The sequence below is a fragment of the Hyphomicrobium denitrificans ATCC 51888 genome (genome assembly GCF_000143145.1).
GTDB classification, from domain to species: domain Bacteria; phylum Pseudomonadota; class Alphaproteobacteria; order Rhizobiales; family Hyphomicrobiaceae; genus Hyphomicrobium_B; species Hyphomicrobium_B denitrificans.
Window position 1 is genome coordinate 2,934,738 of record NC_014313.1, and the last position, 16,693, is coordinate 2,951,430.

A 16,693-nucleotide genomic window follows, 5' to 3' on the forward strand; every position below is an offset into this window, starting at 1 on the left:
AATTGCGAAAGCGGCGCAAAACAAGCGCCTGCCTGCCTAATATCCGAGTGAATCGAGCGCCGCAGCCGCGATCGCGCGGGTGACACGCCGTTGCAGCACGAGGGCCTGGCGATCCGCTTCGGCGACGAACCGTTCCGCGGCCGACATGGAGCGTTCCATGCGCACCAGGACATAGTCAACAATATGGGGTTCGACGCTCAATTGGCGATCGGCAAATAGTTTGACGAGAACCGCGCGCAAAAGGGCGTCGTCCGGCGCCTCGATCGAGGCCAGCGGCAACGCCTTCAGCCGGGAAAGAAGATCGGGAAGCGCAATCTTGAGATCGCCCGGCGCGGTGTCGGTCGTCAGCAGGACCTGCAGTCGCTGCTCGCGCACAAGATTGAGCAGGTGAAAGAGGGCCGCTTCGTCAGTCAGCGTCTCGATATTCTCAATTATGACAGCTCCCGCCGACGCGACGGCCGGGACGTTTTCCCGTGTCAGCGAAGCCGCCGGGTGCAGCGCCGCCTCGGAGCGAAGTTGCCAGACGTTGGCGAGATGCGTTTTCCCGCTGCCCCTCGGTCCAACAAGGATCGCCGCGCCGATGGGCCAATCCGGCCAGCGGTCGATGAGCGCCACGGCGGCCGCGTTCGAGTCCGAGACGAGAAAATCCTCAAGCCCCATCGCGGCGCGATGCGGCATTTCAAAAACGAGTTGCTCTGGCATGGACGCCATTAGGGTATCGACACTTTATGCTTCAGCGCCGTCGCGGCCCGTGTAGACCGAAGACGATAGATACGTCTTGAGCGCGAAGCGTACGAGCACGCCGATTGCGGCGGAAACCGGCACGGCGACGAGAAGACCAAGAAATCCGAACAGATAGCTGAACGTCAGCAACGCGAAGATCAGCCAGACGGGATGCAGGCCGACCTCGGAGCCGATGATATTCGGAGACAGGATCGCGGACTCGAGCGCCTGGCCGGCGAGCATGATGCCGATGACGATCAGGATCGGCATCGTCTCGGGCCAGAACTGCAATATCGCAAGCGTGATCGCGGTCGCCGTGCCGAGCGTCCAGCCGACGACGGGAATGAAGGCCGCAAGTCCGGTGAACAATCCGACGAGCAGGCCGTATTCAAGACCGGCCAAACTCAATGCCACGGCATAAAATGCCGCCAGCAGCACACAGACTGCGCCTTGGCCGCGAATGAAGGCCGAAACGCGCTGATTGATTTCCACCGCGAGCGCGCGAAGCTCTCCGGCGTTGTCGCGCGGCAGCCAGGAGTCGACGCTGGAGATGATCTTCGGCCAGTCCTTCAGCGTGTAGAAAAAGACAATCGGCGTGATCAGAACGAACGAGACGAAGTTGAAGGCTGCGGCGCCCTGGTTCCAGATGCTTTGCGCAACGCCGGCCATGAACGACGGCATCGAAGAGGCAAACGAATCAAGCGCCGAGCGAACGGTTGCTTCGGCTTCGGGGTAGCGTGTCCCGAGATAATCGCGGGCGCTCGTCTCGATCATCAGCTTGATACGTTCGATCTGCCGAGGTGCCGCTTCGACGAGACCCGCCGCCTGCTGCACCAGGATCGGGACGAGAAAGACAAGCGCCAGTACGATCAAAAACAGGACCAGCGCAAGGAGAAGAATGGACGACGCCCAGCGCGGAATACCTAAGCGACGGAGCGCATCCACGACGGGATTGAAAAAATACGCGAGCACGAGGCCGATGACGAACGGCAGCAGAACCGGCGCGAGAAGTTGCGCGAGATAGAGGAACACGACGGCGGTCACAATCCAGAACAGAGCGTGCCGCTCAATCTGCATGGCTTCTTTTCCTCCAGTCGGCATTTGTGAGCTTCGGGAATGAGCGAGAGGTTCTATGCCTTGGGGTCCGTCGATTCCGAATACGTCATGTGATGCAACCAGACACGCAGGTAGACTGCGAGAGAGGCGATGGTCGTCGCGGCGGTGAGCAGGATCAGGAGCTGCACCGGTCCGTTGAGGTTCAGAAGGAAGGCTTCGTCGGCCAGCACCGTGCCCGCAAGCACGATCTGTACGAGGGTGTTGATCTTGCTGATGGCCAGCGGCTTCATCGGCGTCGGGCGATCGAGCAGCCACGACAGAACGACGGCGATGATGATCAGCACGTCGCGCGACACCACGAGGATGACGAGCCAGGACGGCAGTCGCGCAGTGACGCCAAGTGCGATGAATATGCAGACGATCAGAAGCTTGTCGGCCAGCGGATCGAGGTAAGCGCCGAGCTCGGTTTCCCAGCCGAAACGCTTCGCCAAAAATCCATCGACGGCGTCTGAAATGCCCGCGATCACAAATGCAAGAAACGCCGGCTGCAGTTCTCCCGTCAGCAGCAGCCAGAACACGACGGGCACGAGTATGACGCGACCAAGCGTAATAAGATTAGGAATACTCACGCCGAATTGGATCCTGTGCTCGCGGCCGCCCCGCGTTCGGTTGCGCGGCTCGTTCAGAACTGCTCGACCCTACCTAGCCTCTTGGAGTTCGTCTCGTCGAGCACATCTGCGAAAATGGATGCAAAAAAACCACCGGTGCGGGCTTTTATGCCAACAATACGCGCACCTGAGTCTCAATATCGCGGTCTAAGAACCCAGCCTGTCTCAGTATTTGCAAATCTGAGACCGCGCGCACCCAATGTGTTCGCAAGACCACGAATGCCGCCGGTGAATTTCAAAGTGATGTTGGCATCGTGGTCCGACACCGAAAGAATGTTGAGGCTGTCGATGCCCGGGGTATCGAGCAGCTGGGTGCGGATCTGATCCCATTGCGCGGGGCTTGAAAACTCGGCGACGAATGTCACATCCTCACCGCCGCCTCCGGTCGTGGCTTCCCAAACAGGCGTATCAGCCGCAGCCTGCGAAGCCGCCGTCGTGACGCCGGATTTCGTCGCCTTCCATCGGCCTTCCAGTACGCCGAGCGCGACGACGGCCGCGAGCTGCGAGGCATAATCAACGTCGCCGTCTGAAATGCGGTATGTGCGCTTCAGCAGAATTGTGCCCACCGTATCGCGGCCTGCCAGCGTCACAGTCAGCTTCTTGGCGGCAAGGTCGAGCTCGGTGACGGCCAGGACGATCAGTTTGGTTCCGTAGGCATCGTTCAAGGCGCGCAGGCCCGCATCGTCGCCAGCAAGCACTTTCGCAACCGTGTCGGATTGTATGTCGGGCTTCAGATCGGCGATGCTGACGGGCGTGATCGTGTGATCGAGATCGAGGCCCGTCCAGGCGCGGTGCCAGACGCCATTGTCGTTCGCCGGCGTCGCGGGTTCGCCTTGTAGCGACGCCGTGACGACGGTCACCGGGGCCGCCTGCTCGTCGACGAACGGAATGCCCTGTTGCGACAGGAGCGATCGCACGCCGTCGGGCTGAAACGAGAAATCCAGGTTGGCGATGTAGGCGGTCGCGGAGTTGCGCTCGGAACGCACGGTCACGCCCGACACGAGGTCGGCGGCCTTGACGTTCGAGATGCGCGTGAGTTGCTTATAGGCCGTGACCGGCACGATGCGTTTCAGAAGCGAGCGGAACGCGGCCTGCTGACCATCGGCCAGCGCCTGCTGTTTAGCCGCCACGGCGTTGTCGGCGGTCGCCTCGACCGGGTAGTTAGCGACCGTGTAGGCCATATTGGAGCCGGCGGCAGTCGCATGCCCCGTCAAAGCCGCAGCTATCGCCCAGAAGGTTAAAGCAACTGCCAAGGAGCGACCGGCGCGCACTGCATTCCCCTTCGTCGTGGATACCCCGGCCCGAATGCCTCAGTCGGCGGAGGCTTCGTTGCCCTCATTCGTCAGGGCTGCTACGACCGCCATGACGTGTTGGCAATGGGGCAAAAGTGAGTTTAACGACAAGCCACGCTCGCTTCGCCCACAAAGATGCTGAGGCTTCCGCCTCGCTCTAATTTTTTCCGAGGATAGATGCCGTCGCCCACAGATAAATCCCAGAAGCCGATGACTTACGCCGACGCCGGAGTCGACATCGATGCCGGGAATGCGCTCGTCGCCGCGATCAAGCCGCTCGCCAAAGCCACGAGCCGGGCGGGCGCGGACGTCGACCTCGGAGGCTTCGGCGGCCTGTTCGATTTGAAGCGTGCGGGATTTCGCGATCCCATTCTCGTTGCCGCCAACGACGGCGTCGGAACGAAGCTCAAGATCGCCATCGACAGCGGGCAGCATTCGACGATCGGCATCGATCTCGTTGCGATGTGCGTCAACGACCTCGTCGTGCAGGGCGCGGAGCCGCTGTTCTTTCTCGATTATTTCGCGGTCGGCAAACTCGATACGCACGTGGCGCGCGATGTCATCGCGGGCATCGCGGAAGGCTGCAAGCAAGCGGGCTGCGCACTGATCGGCGGCGAAACGGCCGAGATGCCCGGCATGTATAAGGCGGGCGACTATGACCTCGCGGGATTCTCGGTTGGAGCCGTCGAGCGCGGCGAAATCCTTCCGCGTGCGGACATTGCCGTCGGCGACGTTCTGATCGGGCTCAAGTCCTCGGGCGTGCATTCCAACGGCTACAGTCTGGTGCGCAAGCTCGCGGAACGAGCAGGGATCGACTGGAGCGCCACGGCGTCCTTCGCGCACGGTCAAACCTATGCGGAAGCGCTGCTGACGCCGACGCGCATTTACGTCAAGCCGCTGCTCGAGGCGATCCGCGCGACTGGCGGGTCGGGCGCAAATGGCGCGATCAAGGCCCTGTCGCACATCACCGGCGGCGGGTTGTCGGAAAATCTGCCGCGCGTGATGCCGAAGGATGCTTCTGCGCGGATCGATCTGTCGACCTTCAAAGCGCCAGCGGTTTTCGGCTGGCTCGCGAAAGAAGGACAGCTCGACGACGCGGAGATGCTGCGGACGTTCAACTGCGGCGTCGGCATGATCGTCATCGTAGGCAAGGCGCGCGCCGATGAGGTCATCGCGGCGCTCAAATCTGCCGGTGAAGACCCGGTCGTTGTCGGAGACGTCGTGCCGCCAACGGGCGAAAAGTCCGGGGCTAAGGGCAAGGGCGAGGCCTGGGCCGTGAAATATGACGGGAAGCTTCAGTTCGGCTGAGGCGAGAGAGCCGTCGCGCCAGCTTTGCTCATCAGCGTCAAGGCAACGCGAATACGGTGAGCGAGCCGCCTGCGCTTGTGTATGCGGAGAGGCTCGCAAATCCGCCGACCGCTCCCGAGCCGTCTTCCGGATTCGTCAGACCGGCCGCGAGGCCGATGCCCGCCCAGCCGCCGACGCCGGAATATACCGCGACGTACTGTTTGCCGCCGTGCATGTACGTCATTGCGTTGCCGACGATGCCGGACGGCGTCTTGAACTTGAATAGCTCCCGGCCGTCCTTCTGATCGACGGCTTTGAAATAGCCTTCGAGTGTTCCGTAGAACGCAACCCCGCCCGCTGTCGTCAGGGCTCCGGACCAGACCGAAAATCGCTCGGGCTTCGACCAGACGATTTTGCCTTTCGCGCCGTCCCACGCGATGAAGTTGCCGAGATCGGGCGTATCGGGGGCCGGATACATCGCGAGCGTCGCGCCGACGTACGGCTGTCCGGCAGTGTAGCGGACCTTGAACGGCTCGTAGTCCATGCAGAGATGGTTGGTCGGCACGTAGAAAAGGCCCGTCAGCTTCGAATAGGACGCAGGCTGCTGATTTTTCGCGCCGAGCGACGACGGGCAGATGCCTTTGGTGACCTCGTCGACGCCGGTTTTGAAGGGCTCATATTTTTCGACGAGCTTTGGGCGTCCATACGTCGGGCTCGATTTGTCCATGTCGATTTCGGACGCCCAATTCACTGAAGCATCGAATTTGTCAGCGACGAGAAGCTCCCCCGTCACGCGATCCAAGGTGTAGGCGAAGCCGTTGCGGTCGAAATGCGTGACCGCCTTGCGCATGCGGCCGTTGATTTCGAGATCCGTCAGGATCGGCTCATTGATGCCGTCGTAATCCCATTGGTCGAACGGCGTCATCTGATACACCCACTTCGCGACGCCGGTGTCGAGGTCGCGGGCGAATATCGCCATCGCCCATTTCTGGTCGATCGGCTTGCGATCCGCCCCAGCGCGCTGCGCGGGGTTCCACGTCGATGGGTTTCCGGTGCCGTAGTAGATCAGATTGAACTCGGGATCGTAGGCCATGTAGCCCCACGTCGGGCCGCCGCCGATTTCCCACTGATTGCCGTTCCATGTGTCGAGCGAGGAATTTTCGCCGACCGGTTTGCCAAGCGACGTGGTCTTTTCCGGATCGACCAGAATGTCGGAATCGGGCCCCATCGAATAGGCGCGCCAAATCCTGTTGCCCGAATACAGATCGTAAGCCGTGAGATAGCCGCGCACGCCGAACTCGCCGCCAGATACGCCGACGATGACTTTGTCCTTCGCGATCAGCGGAGCGCCCGTACCCGTCGCGCCTTGTTTCGGATCGCCATCCAACACCTTCCACAGTTCGGTGCCGGTCTTGGCGTCGAGCGCGATCAGAGACGTGTCCGCCGTATGCAGCAGGATTTTTCCCTCGGTGTACTGGACGCCGCGATTGACCGTATCGCAGCACATCACGGAGATGACGGATGCGTCCTGCTTCGGCTCGTACTTCCAGATGATCTTCTGCTCGTCGTTGAGATCGAGCGCCATGACTGCGTTCGGAAACGGCGTATGCACGTACATGATGTTGCCGATCACGAGCGGGCCACCCTCGTGACCGCGAAGCACGCCGGTCGAAAAGGTCCAGGCGACCTTCAGTTCGCTGACGTTGGCGGTCGTGATCTGATCGAGCGCGGAATATCGCGTGCCGGCATAATCTCCCGACTGGATCGCCCAATTTTCCGAGTTGCGTGAAAGCTGGATGACGTTCTGATTTGCATACGCGCAAGGAGAATATGCGAGGATCGCAACCGCGATCGCGCCCCATCTGCAATCGATCATGCCAGTCTCCGGTCGTGCGCGGCACATCCGCAGCCATTGTTCTCGTCGAAGGTACCGAGCGCCGGCTTGGTCGATCAAGAAGTCGGCGGTTGCTCCACATTGCCGCAAGCTGGGGTGAAAACACACGCGCGAGCATCCTGCCCGCAAAAGCGCCCTTTGCCTGCCACCGAATTGAAAGATTTGAAACGTAGCCTCCGCGGACGAATCAACTTCCCCCGAGGTTTCAGATGACCGCATATCCTTCCACCGCGACTTTGACGGTCGGAGAGCTCATCGAGATTAAATATCGCATCTCTCGCTTGGGACTTAGCGGGTCGTCCTCTGATTTTACGGAGCGATGGATCTCGGCTCGCATCGTTCACAACGACAACGACGCGCCGCCCATGGCGCGGCTCGCGGACGGCCAGCTGACTGATATCCGTGCGTATATGACTTGGCGGCGGCTTCCCGGCTCGGAAGACGCCTTTGCAGGTCCGCTGCAAAGTTAACCGAATATCCGTCAAACAGGCTGCGGACCGGGCCCTTCGCCACGGCTGTCATACAAACGAAAAAGGCGGGCGTCACAAGCAGAGGTGTTCGGGCAGATTCGGAACAGCCTTTGCAGCAGCGCCCTCAATTCCACAGGCTCTCGTGCTCGGCGGCTGGCCGTGAGCGCGGCTCGTCCAAGCCCGCCCGCTTCTCCGTGCGCCCTGCGTCCCGCCGGGGAGCCGAGCGATGCGCATCCTGATCGCCACCGATGCCTGGCGGCCGCAGATCAACGGCGTCGTTCGGACGTATGAAAATCTGCGGAATGCATTGGAGGAGTCGGGCCACGAGGTCGTCGTGCTCTCGCCATCCGACTTCACGACGCTGCCTTGTCCCGGATATCGCGAGATACGGCTAGCGGTGCCGAACATGCGCCGGATCTCCGAGTACGTTCTCAGAAGCGGCGTCGAGCATGTGCATATCGCGACGGAAGGACCGATCGGCTGGGCTACGCGCGCCATCTGCCTGCGCCACGGCGTTCGCTTCACGACATCGTTTCACACGCGCTTTCCCGAGTATCTGGAAACCTACATCGGCTTGCCCGCGTCGATCAGCTATCACGTGCAGCGGCGCTTTCATCGTCGCAGCATCGGCACGTTCGTCGCGACGCCGTCACTCAAGACCGAACTGGAGCGGCGCGGATTCGAACGGCTGATGCTCTGGTCGCGCGGCGTGGATACGACGTTGTTCCATCCACGATCGAACGCCGAGAGAAATACCGCGATGCCGACGTTTCTCTATGTCGGCCGGGTTTCGCCGGAAAAAAACATCGGTGCCTTCCTCGATCTCGATCTGCCCGGACGCAAGGTGGTCATCGGCGACGGTCCCCTGCTGAACGTCCTGAGAGAGCAGCATCCGGACGTTGAATTTAAGGGCGCGAAGACGGGCGAAGCGCTCGCGGCTGAGTACGCGGCCGCCGACGTGTTCGTATTCCCGAGCAGGACCGATACCTTCGGCCTCGTGATGCTGGAGGCCATGGCATCCGGCCTGCCGATCGCGGCTTTTCCGGTGATGGGACCGATCGACATCGTAACGCCGGGCCTCACCGGCATATTGTCGGAAGACCTCCGCGAGGCTGCGTTGCAGGCGCTTGAACTCGATCCGCTCAAGGTTCGCGCCGAAGCGAAGAATTTCGACTGGTCGAGCGTCGGCGAAATCTTCATCGACAACGTCTACCGGGCACGCGGCGCCGCGAGGCCGGTCGGGCGGTCCGTTAAAGCCAAGGGTAAATCGCCTCAGATCAAAGGCAGCCCCAAGCCGATCGCTTAAGGCTTCGAGGCACGCTCTCGCACTTTCCGTTCCGGGTATGCTAAGCCGCATCCCATGACGCTCAAAAAAGTTCGCACCGCCATTCTGATTTCGGGCCGCGGCTCGAACATGCAGTCGCTCGTCGAGGCTGCGCAGGCTGACGATTATCCCGCAGAAATCGTCCTGATCGCATCCAATCGGCCGGACGCCGCCGGCCTCGACTGGGCAAAGGCGCGCGGGCTCCCGACGCTCGCGATCGATCATAAGAAATATAAAACGCGGGATGTTTTCGAAGCGGCGCTTCAGGATGCGCTCGCGGCAGCGGGGACCGAGCTCGTAGCGCTTGCCGGCTTCATGCGGCTGATGACGTCGGACTTCGTCGAACATTGGCGCGACAGGATGATCAACATCCATCCGTCACTGCTGCCGAGCTTCAAGGGGTTGCATACGCACGAGCGCGCCTTAGCAGCGGGCGTGAAGATCGCAGGCTGCACGGTCCACTTCGTGCGGACCGAAATGGATGAGGGTCCGATCATCGGCCAGGCCGCTGTCCCGGTGCTCAGCGGTGATGATCCGGCAACACTCGCGGCGCGCGTCCTTGCCGCAGAGCATCGTCTATACCCGGCATCGTTAAAGCTGGTGGCTTCGGGGCTCGCGCGGGTCGAAGGCGAAAAAGTCATTACACTTCATGAGAGTAACCCGGGTTTGCCGATTTATTCACCAAGTCTTTGAAGTGGAAAACTACCTTCTGGTTACCTTGCGCTGGCGGTCGCATGGACAGCTCCCCCCCGAAGCGTGGTATTTTTAAGTTGCCCGATGAGGGATATCCGGGAAATTGAAGTGCCGACCCGAGTTTAGCTGGTTGTTCAAAAGCGCCTAGCGGCTGCGCTCCGAGGCACGGGTTCGCTGCTCCGAAATGGAGGCATCAAAATGGAAACGACACCCAGCCACACCATCGGGCTTGGCGAGGAGTCGAGCATCTGGTTCAAGCTCACGCCGTTGCTGCGGGGCGATCCGGAAAACCCGATGCGTATCCTCATGCATATGATGGATCGCTATGGGCCGGTGCTGCCGGTCAACATGGCGAACCAGCGTGTCGTTCTCATTTCAGAGCCCGAATACTTCAAGCATGTGCTGGTCACGAAGGTCGACAACTACGTCAAATACTTCGACGGGTTGAAGCCGATCTTCGGCAAGTCGATGATCACGAATGACGGCGTGCTCTGGCAGAAGATTCGCATGCCGCAGCAGCCGGCGTTCCATCCCGATATGTTCGCCGAATACATCCCGTACTTCCTCAAGGCCATCGACACGAAGATGGCGCTGTGGGGCGATCTCGCGAAAAGCGGCGAGACGGTCGAAATGGTCGAGCAGACGTGGACGCTTGCTGCGGACATGATCTGCAAGGCGCTGTTCGATCGCAACATGCCGTTCAATCCGCACGTCGTGTTCAAGTGCGTGAAGACGTACACCGACGTGATGAACCATCGCGACATTCGCCTGCGCAAGCAGGCGGGCGAAGTGTTCGAGATGACGGAAGAAAATGCAGCAAAGGCGATGGAAGTCTGGGCGAGCGTGCCGCCGGCCGTGATCGGCGCGCACCCGCGCGAGGAGCGCGAACGCACGCTGCTGAAGATGATCCAGGACGCCGTTGACGATCCGTCAGTCCCGGAATTCGACGCCGCGCAGGCGGTCGACGAACTCAAGCAGTATCTCTGGGCTGGCACCGAGACGACGGCCCTGACACTGGCCTGGGCGCTTTATGAAACGTCGCGCCGTCCCGAGGCTGCCGAGCGCATCCGCCGCGAGGGCGAGGAAGTTTATGGCGACCGCGAGCCGACGGCCGCCGACTACTCGGGCCTCGTCTATACGCGCGCCGTCATCCAGGAAACGATGCGCATCTATCCGCCCATCTGGGGCCTGATCCGCGTTGCGGTCGGCGAAGATGAGATCGGCGGCGTCAAGATCAATCCCGGCGATCGCGTCACGCTCTTCGCTTACGCCGCGCATCACAATCCGAAGTTCTGGCCGGAGCCCGAGTCGTTCCAGCCCGAGCGCTGGATGGCGGGCAACGCAAAGAAGCAAGTCAAGTACAGCTACATTCCGTTCGGCGGCGGCAAGCGTTCGTGCATCGGCGGCGCGATGAGCCAGGTCGAGAATACGCTGGCTCTGTCGCTGCTGCTTCGCCGGTTCCGGCCGGAATACGTCGGCACCGATCCGGCGCGCCTCAACGCGACCGTGACGCTGACGCCGAAGGGCGGCCTGCCGTTCAAGATCAGAGAGCTGGGCTGATCTCCAAGGTGGAGGCGCGCGTCGCCTCCATTATTTCTGTCTGACCTCCCAACCCGACGGAACGCAGTCACCTAAACGTGATGGCCGCGAGCCTGCGCGTTTGCAGGCGTTGAGCTGGTTTTCCACAGCTTCGTTCGGCACTGCATCATCACAACTGCCTTCTGGAAATTCTCAGAGAATTTCAAACCGCGGCTGTCGCGGCCTCGCAGCTGCGAGAGTTGCAGGTGTACGCATGAGGTTAATGCTGTCATAGTCTGGGCACGTTATGGATTTAGCAAGGAATTCTGAGCGTCAGTTAGATCGTAAATACTTGGTTCCAACTCCAGGAGACCCCCGGCCATGGAGTCCGTGAAAACCACAGTCCTCGGTAAGTCCGTGTTTCTGCTCACGGGAGCGAGATCGCGCAAAACGACATTCAAAGGCAAGCACTCGCATACGCTTGTCGTCGAAGCGCCAGAAAAACTCATCGAAACTGCACGCCGCAATCCCGATGCAGTCGCCTTCGGGTTCGTCGCTGGCAGTTGGGTCGCGGCCGCCTAAGCGCCGGTTACCGTCCGGATCGATGAGGTGCGTGACCTCCACACCCGTATAGAACCGGGCGAAGCGCCCCGAGGGCCGACCGATGTACAGAGTTCCGGCGGCCCTTGCGGCGATCAAATTCAGAAGCACAATCTGCAAATATTCAGGTCGCCGTTCGGCATAGCGAGCGGCCTGATCAGATCGCCTTGACGACCGGACCAAACGGCAGATCGGTCACGCCAGGATCGATGCCAAAACCGGTCAGCAGCGCATTCACCTGACCCCGATGATGTGTCTGATGATTGAAGAGATGGGCGACGAGCAGCGCTTTTGAAGCGGATAATTCGCGGCCCGCGACTGCCGAAAACCAACTGACGTCGCCCGCAAGCGCCGCGTCGTCGATGCCATCAGCCCAGCGTTGGATTTGGTCGTCGAAGCGTTGGCGCGCGCTTGCGAGTTCGTTCCAGCCATCGATTGCGATCAGCCCGTCTGGAATTGTCCGCGCGGCAGGCGGGGAAGCCGCGCCGAAGCGTGACAGCCATATCTGATCAGCCCACAAGAGATGGTTCAGCGTGGCATGGATCGAACCGAAGAATACGCCGCGATTTTCGCGGCGTTGGGCATCGGTCAATTTTTCCGCCGCATCGTAGACGTTCCGATTTTGCCACGCGTTGTAGCGAGCCATCGTTTGAACGTAGGCGGCGGAGATCATTCTTGCACCTCGCGTCGGAGGCCGGGCGGCACTGTTCATTGCGCCACCCGGAGAATTGTATCGGCGCGCTTAGCCGACGATTTCGTCGAGGCGGAAGTTCAGCGCGATTTCGCGATCGGCGGCAGCAGGGCTGTCCGAACCGTGCGTCGAGTTCGAACCCTTCGATTCCGCGAAGAGCTTGCGAACGGTTCCTTCGGCGGCTTCCTTGGGGTCGGTCGCGCCCATGACTTCGCGATACTTGGCGATCGCATTCTCGCCTTCCAGCACCTGCAGAACGATCGGGCCGGACGTCATGAAATCCACGAGCTCGCCGTAGAACGGACGCGCCTTGTGTTCCTCGTAGAATTTCTCGGCCTGCGCCCGGGTCCAGCGCACGCGCTTCTGAGCGACGATGCGGAGGCCGGCGCCTTCGATCACGGCGTTGATCTTGCCGGTCAGATTGCGGCGCGTTGCGTCCGGCTTAATAATTGAAAACGTACGTTCAACGGCCATAAGTCTGCCTCGCTTTGCGGTTTCCTGAGAGTTGGCGGGCTTATAACCGTGAGGGTTCACACCGGCAAGCGCGCGGAGGCGGTCGAGTTGAAGCAGTCGGTTGCACGTCGCACGAAATTTGACCGGTTCACCGCATAATCGCCCGATTGACGCGCGCAACTGGCTGTGAACAGTGTGGCCGGGGGGAACACTCGGTCTCTTGAAACGGGTTGAGAGACCCGCGTGTGCGAAGAAGCGAGAATGACCGGACAAGCCGACGACATTCAGTGGTATATTGCACGGGATGGCAAACAGCACGGTCCCTTGACCGATGTTGAGCTGCGAACCTTCATCGCGCATAGCTACCTTCGCCAAACGGATCTGATCTGGCGCCCCGGCATGTCTGAATGGCAAGCCGCGCCTGCTGTTTTCCCGGCGGCGTTTCACGGCGGCAGCGAACAGCCCCAGGCTATCCCGCAAGCGCATCGCGCGGCGCCCGCTCCGACGTATACGGCGCAATCAAATGCGTCGGCGCAGTATGCTCCTCATTCCGGTTTCGACGGCGCGGATGCGCGGCCGCAACGCGGCAATCTCGTCAAGCGTCTCGCCATCGCAAGCATTGCGCTGACGGTGATCGGTGGCGGCGCGTTTGCGCTTGCGACGTATCATGGCCCGCTGATGGAGATCGTCTCGGGCGGATCGGATACGACAAGCGGCGATCAGGCACCTGTCGTCGCGGCGCCGGACGAGGTGAAGCTTGCCGACGCGCATCCACAAAACGATGCAGCGAGTGCCGAGCCGACGCCACCAGCCGCCAGCGATGTCATTCCCGCCGCGCCGCCGGAACCTCAGCAGCAGACTGCCGAGAGCCCGGCGCAGCCGCAACAGAGCCCGCCACCCAGCGATCCGCAAACGACGACGACGGCGTCCGTCTCGAAGCTCGGCGGAACGAGCGGTTCGGCACAGGGTCGATCGGACATGCAGGTCGCCGCCGTCGAACCCGAGGCGCCCGAGCCTGCGCCTCCGGCCGCCATCGATGGATCGTCGCTCGACGGACGCTTGCAGAAAGTGCCCGTTTGGGAGCTGATCAAGGCCGAATATCCGGATTGGTACACGTCGCAGATTTCCACGGCGAACAAGATGGTCGCCGACAAGAAGTCCGACAACGAAGTCGCGATGTCGCTCGCGCAGGGCCTCGTCAACCTCCGCCGTCAGAACGCCGACAAGGCTCTCGCCGCCAGCTCCGAAAAGCTGCAGGCCATCGCGGTCGCATTTCTCGCGCATCTGAAGTCGCTTCGCTCGCAAAGCGTGAGCGCCTGCTTCGGCTTCATTTCGAAAGGCGAGACAAGCCCTGCCGTCGTGCAGATGATGGAGCATCCGGAAACGGCGACGGCACTCAATGCCCAGGCTGACGCGGTCTTCCAGGCAATTTCCGAGGGCCGCAAAAATCCGGTGAAGCACGACTCTGCCGTCAAGAGCGACTATGACGTGCTGATCAAGGAACTTGCCAAGCTCGGCTGGAAGGAAGACGACCTCCAGGTCTTTTCCAATCCGAAGCTGCTCGCCAAGCGCGAGCCGGAGCAGGTCTGCAAGATGGTGCAGGAGTGGTTCGTCGCGCACCTCGCCGTGCAGGACAAAGCAACCCGCGATCGCCTGCTTTATGAGACGCTCAAGCCCGTCGTGTCGGGCTGACGCGCGGTGGCATACGCGGCCATCAAAGTTCTGCTGACCGCCTTGCTCGTCGTTGCAATTTCGGAAGTGGCGAAACGCTCCAGCGTTCTCGGCGGGCTCGTCGCGTCGCTGCCGCTGACGTCGCTTCTGGCGATCATCTGGCTTTACGGTGAGACTGGCGATACGTCGAAGGTCGCCCAGCTCTCGACCAGCGTCTTCTGGTACGTCCTGCCATCTCTTGTTCTGTTCGTCGTCTTGCCGCTCCTGCTGGCGCGCGGGTTCGGATTCTGGCCGAGCCTTCTGATCGCCTCGGCTGCGACTTTTGCGGCGTACCTGCTGATGACGGCCGTGCTTGCGCGCTTCGGCATCACCCTGTGAGGCGTGACAGGCGCGGGCGGACAGGCTATCGGCTCGTCCCATGCTGCATATCAACGATCTGACCTATCGGATCGAGGGACGGCCGATCCTCGAGCAGGCGACTGTCGCGATCCCCTCCGGCCACAAGGTCGGCCTCGTCGGGCGCAACGGCGCCGGCAAGACGACACTGCTGCGTCTTCTCAAAGGTGAGATCGCGCCGGACGACGGATCGATATCGATCCCGCGCAACGCTCGCCTCGGCCACGTCGCGCAGGAAGCGCCGGGCGGCGACGACAGCCTGCTCGACTGGGTGCTTTCCTCCGACACCGAGCGCGCCAGCCTGCTCGCCGAAGCCGAGCACGCGGCCGATCCGCAGCGGATCGCGGAAATCCAGATTCGCCTAACCGACATCGACGCGCATTCGGCGCCGTCGCGCGCGGCGCGCATTCTGTCGGGTCTTGGTTTCGACGAGGAGGCACAGCGACGGGCGTGCCGCGAGTTCTCGGGCGGCTGGCGCATGCGCGTCGCGCTCGGCGCCATTCTGTTTCTCAAGCCCGACATTCTGCTGCTCGACGAGCCGACGAACTATCTCGATCTCGAAGGCACGCTCTGGCTCGAGAACCATCTCAAGGCCTATCCGCATACCGTGCTGATCGTCAGCCACGATCGCGATCTCTTAAACCGCGCCGTCGGCTCGATCCTGCATCTCGATCGCGGCAAGCTCACGCTGTACGCAGGCGGCTACGACGACTTCGAGGAAACGCGGCGGGAAAAGCAGCGCCTCGAAATGAAACTGATGAAAAAGCAGGACGAGCAGCGCCGTCATCTGCAGGCGTTCATCGATCGCTTCAAAGCGAAGGCCAGCAAGGCGGCGCAGGCGCAAAGCCGCGTCAAAGCTCTCGCGAAGATGCAGCCGATCGCGGCGCAGGTCGACGATCGCGTCGTGCCGTTTCGCTTTCCCGATCCGCAGAAGGTGATCGCGAGCCCGCTGCTCCGGATCGAAAAGGCGAGTGCCGGATATGATGCAGAGACGCCTATTCTAACTGGGCTCGATCTGCGCATCGACAACGACGATCGCATCGCCTTGCTCGGACAGAACGGCAACGGCAAGTCGACGTTGGCGAAACTGATCGCAGGGCGGCTGACACCGCTTTCCGGCAACGTCTTCGGTGCGCAAAAGGTCGAGGTTGGATATTTCGCGCAGCATCAGCTCGACGACTTGCTGCCGACGGCGACGCCTTACGATTACATGCTGAAACTGATGCCTGAGGCAACGGAAGCCCAGCGGCGGACGAAGCTCGGCACGTTCGGTTTCAGCGCCGATAAAGCCGACACGCAATGCGGCAAGCTTTCCGGCGGCGAGAAGGCGCGACTGCTATTGGCGTTGACGGCCTTTCACGGTCCGCACGTGCTGATCCTCGACGAACCGACGAACCATCTCGACATCGACAGCCGCGAAGCGCTCGTGCATGCGCTGATGGAATACAACGGCACCGTCATCCTCATCAGTCACGACCGGCATCTGATCGAAGCGACGGCGGATCGTCTCTGGCTGGTGCGTAACGGCACAGTGAAATCCTACGATGGCGATATGGAGAGCTATCGCGCGCTGCTGCTCGAAGAACGTGGCGCGCGGACGGTGGAGCGTCGCGACGATCGCGGCGACGGCGAGGCGAAAGCATCGCGCACGGATCAACGCCGGGCGGCCGCCGAGAAGCGGGCCGAGCTTGCGCCGCTGAAGAAAGCGATGGTCGCTGCCGAAAAGCTCGTCGACAAGCTGACGAAAGAGATCGCGGCGCTCGATGCGCTGCTTGCCGATCCGGCGCTCTATACCAAGGACCCCGGCCGCGCCCAGAGCACGGCGCAGCAACGCGGCCAGCTCAGCAGACAACTCGGCGAGGCGGAAGAGGCCTGGCTGCTGGCGACTGAAGCCTACGAGGACGCGGCCGTCGGCGCCGACGCATAAGCCGTTTCATCCGCTGTCGAATCCGACCTT

The 16,693-nt window shown here is 61.6% G+C and carries 16 protein-coding genes; 9 read left to right on the top strand and 7 right to left on the bottom strand.

The annotated features are described in order from the left end of the window. Nucleotides 1-36: 36 nt before the first annotated feature. From HDEN_RS14055 to HDEN_RS14070, 4 genes are all read right to left on the bottom strand, one after another. Nucleotides 37-711: a P-loop NTPase family protein gene (locus HDEN_RS14055; protein WP_013216798.1), complete on the bottom strand. Its 675-nt coding sequence runs from the start codon at nucleotides 709-711 to the stop codon at nucleotides 37-39. A 15-nt stretch (nucleotides 712-726) separates the two neighbouring features. After that, nucleotides 727-1,800, bottom strand: a complete 1,074-nt coding sequence (locus tag HDEN_RS14060; protein WP_013216799.1) for an AI-2E family transporter — start codon at nucleotides 1,798-1,800, stop codon at nucleotides 727-729. 53 nt (nucleotides 1,801-1,853) lie between these two features. After that, entirely contained in the window at nucleotides 1,854-2,408 is a 555-nt protein-coding gene (locus HDEN_RS14065) for a CDP-alcohol phosphatidyltransferase family protein (RefSeq protein WP_013216800.1), read from the bottom strand. A gap of 173 nt (nucleotides 2,409-2,581) precedes the next feature. Further along, on the bottom strand, nucleotides 2,582-3,628 hold the full coding sequence (locus HDEN_RS14070; protein WP_150103269.1) for a DUF2066 domain-containing protein: 1,047 nt from the start codon (nucleotides 3,626-3,628) through the stop codon (nucleotides 2,582-2,584). 288 nt (nucleotides 3,629-3,916) lie between these two features. On the opposite strand from HDEN_RS14070, the gene purM reads away from it, so the two are divergent. Beyond that, complete coding sequence (gene purM, locus HDEN_RS14075) at nucleotides 3,917-5,047, top strand: phosphoribosylformylglycinamidine cyclo-ligase (protein WP_013216802.1); 1,131 nt, start codon at nucleotides 3,917-3,919, stop codon at nucleotides 5,045-5,047. A gap of 37 nt (nucleotides 5,048-5,084) precedes the next feature. Here purM and HDEN_RS14080 read toward each other — a convergent pair whose 3' ends face one another. After that, nucleotides 5,085-6,902 carry a methanol/ethanol family PQQ-dependent dehydrogenase gene (locus HDEN_RS14080; protein WP_013216803.1) on the bottom strand — a complete coding sequence of 606 codons (1,818 nt, stop codon included), beginning with the start codon at nucleotides 6,900-6,902 and terminating at the stop codon, nucleotides 5,085-5,087. 227 nt (nucleotides 6,903-7,129) lie between these two features. Here HDEN_RS14080 and HDEN_RS14085 point away from each other — a divergent pair, with 227 nt between their 5' ends. From HDEN_RS14085 to HDEN_RS14105, 5 genes are all read left to right on the top strand, one after another. Then, nucleotides 7,130-7,390, top strand: coding sequence for a hypothetical protein (locus tag HDEN_RS14085; RefSeq protein WP_013216804.1), 261 nt, complete (start codon nucleotides 7,130-7,132; stop codon nucleotides 7,388-7,390). Nucleotides 7,391-7,616: 226 nt separating this feature from the next. Next, nucleotides 7,617-8,696, top strand: a complete 1,080-nt coding sequence (locus HDEN_RS14090; protein ID WP_013216805.1) for a glycosyltransferase family 4 protein — start codon at nucleotides 7,617-7,619, stop codon at nucleotides 8,694-8,696. Nucleotides 8,697-8,750: 54 nt separating this feature from the next. Next, a complete protein-coding gene (gene purN / locus HDEN_RS14095) occupies nucleotides 8,751-9,407 on the top strand; it encodes a phosphoribosylglycinamide formyltransferase (RefSeq protein ID WP_013216806.1) in 657 nt (218 codons plus the stop codon). A 198-nt stretch (nucleotides 9,408-9,605) separates the two neighbouring features. After that, on the top strand, nucleotides 9,606-10,967 hold the full coding sequence (locus tag HDEN_RS14100) for a cytochrome P450 (RefSeq protein WP_013216807.1): 1,362 nt from the start codon (nucleotides 9,606-9,608) through the stop codon (nucleotides 10,965-10,967). Nucleotides 10,968-11,306: 339 nt separating this feature from the next. Next, nucleotides 11,307-11,507 (top strand): hypothetical protein, encoded by a 201-nt coding sequence (locus HDEN_RS14105; RefSeq protein WP_013216808.1) that lies wholly within the window; start codon nucleotides 11,307-11,309, stop codon nucleotides 11,505-11,507. Nucleotides 11,508-11,682: 175 nt separating this feature from the next. On the opposite strand, the gene HDEN_RS14110 is transcribed toward HDEN_RS14105, so the two are convergent. Together HDEN_RS14110 and ndk are read right to left on the bottom strand one after the other, a co-directional pair. Then, on the bottom strand, nucleotides 11,683-12,198 hold the full coding sequence (locus tag HDEN_RS14110) for a DinB family protein (RefSeq protein ID WP_013216809.1): 516 nt from the start codon (nucleotides 12,196-12,198) through the stop codon (nucleotides 11,683-11,685). 69 nt (nucleotides 12,199-12,267) lie between these two features. Beyond that, nucleotides 12,268-12,690, bottom strand: coding sequence for a nucleoside-diphosphate kinase (gene ndk / locus HDEN_RS14115; protein ID WP_013216810.1), 423 nt, complete (start codon nucleotides 12,688-12,690; stop codon nucleotides 12,268-12,270). A gap of 240 nt (nucleotides 12,691-12,930) precedes the next feature. On the opposite strand from ndk, the gene HDEN_RS14120 reads away from it, so the two are divergent. From HDEN_RS14120 to HDEN_RS14130, 3 genes are read left to right on the top strand one after another with little or no spacing between them, the layout of a single operon-like run. Beyond that, nucleotides 12,931-14,361 carry a DUF4339 domain-containing protein gene (locus tag HDEN_RS14120; RefSeq protein ID WP_013216811.1) on the top strand — a complete coding sequence of 477 codons (1,431 nt, stop codon included), beginning with the start codon at nucleotides 12,931-12,933 and terminating at the stop codon, nucleotides 14,359-14,361. A 6-nt stretch (nucleotides 14,362-14,367) separates the two neighbouring features. Beyond that, on the top strand, nucleotides 14,368-14,718 hold the full coding sequence (locus HDEN_RS14125) for a DUF3147 family protein (protein ID WP_013216812.1): 351 nt from the start codon (nucleotides 14,368-14,370) through the stop codon (nucleotides 14,716-14,718). A 40-nt stretch (nucleotides 14,719-14,758) separates the two neighbouring features. Continuing rightward, complete coding sequence (locus HDEN_RS14130; protein ID WP_013216813.1) at nucleotides 14,759-16,663, top strand: ABC-F family ATP-binding cassette domain-containing protein; 1,905 nt, start codon at nucleotides 14,759-14,761, stop codon at nucleotides 16,661-16,663. Nucleotides 16,664-16,693: the final 30 nt, after the last annotated feature.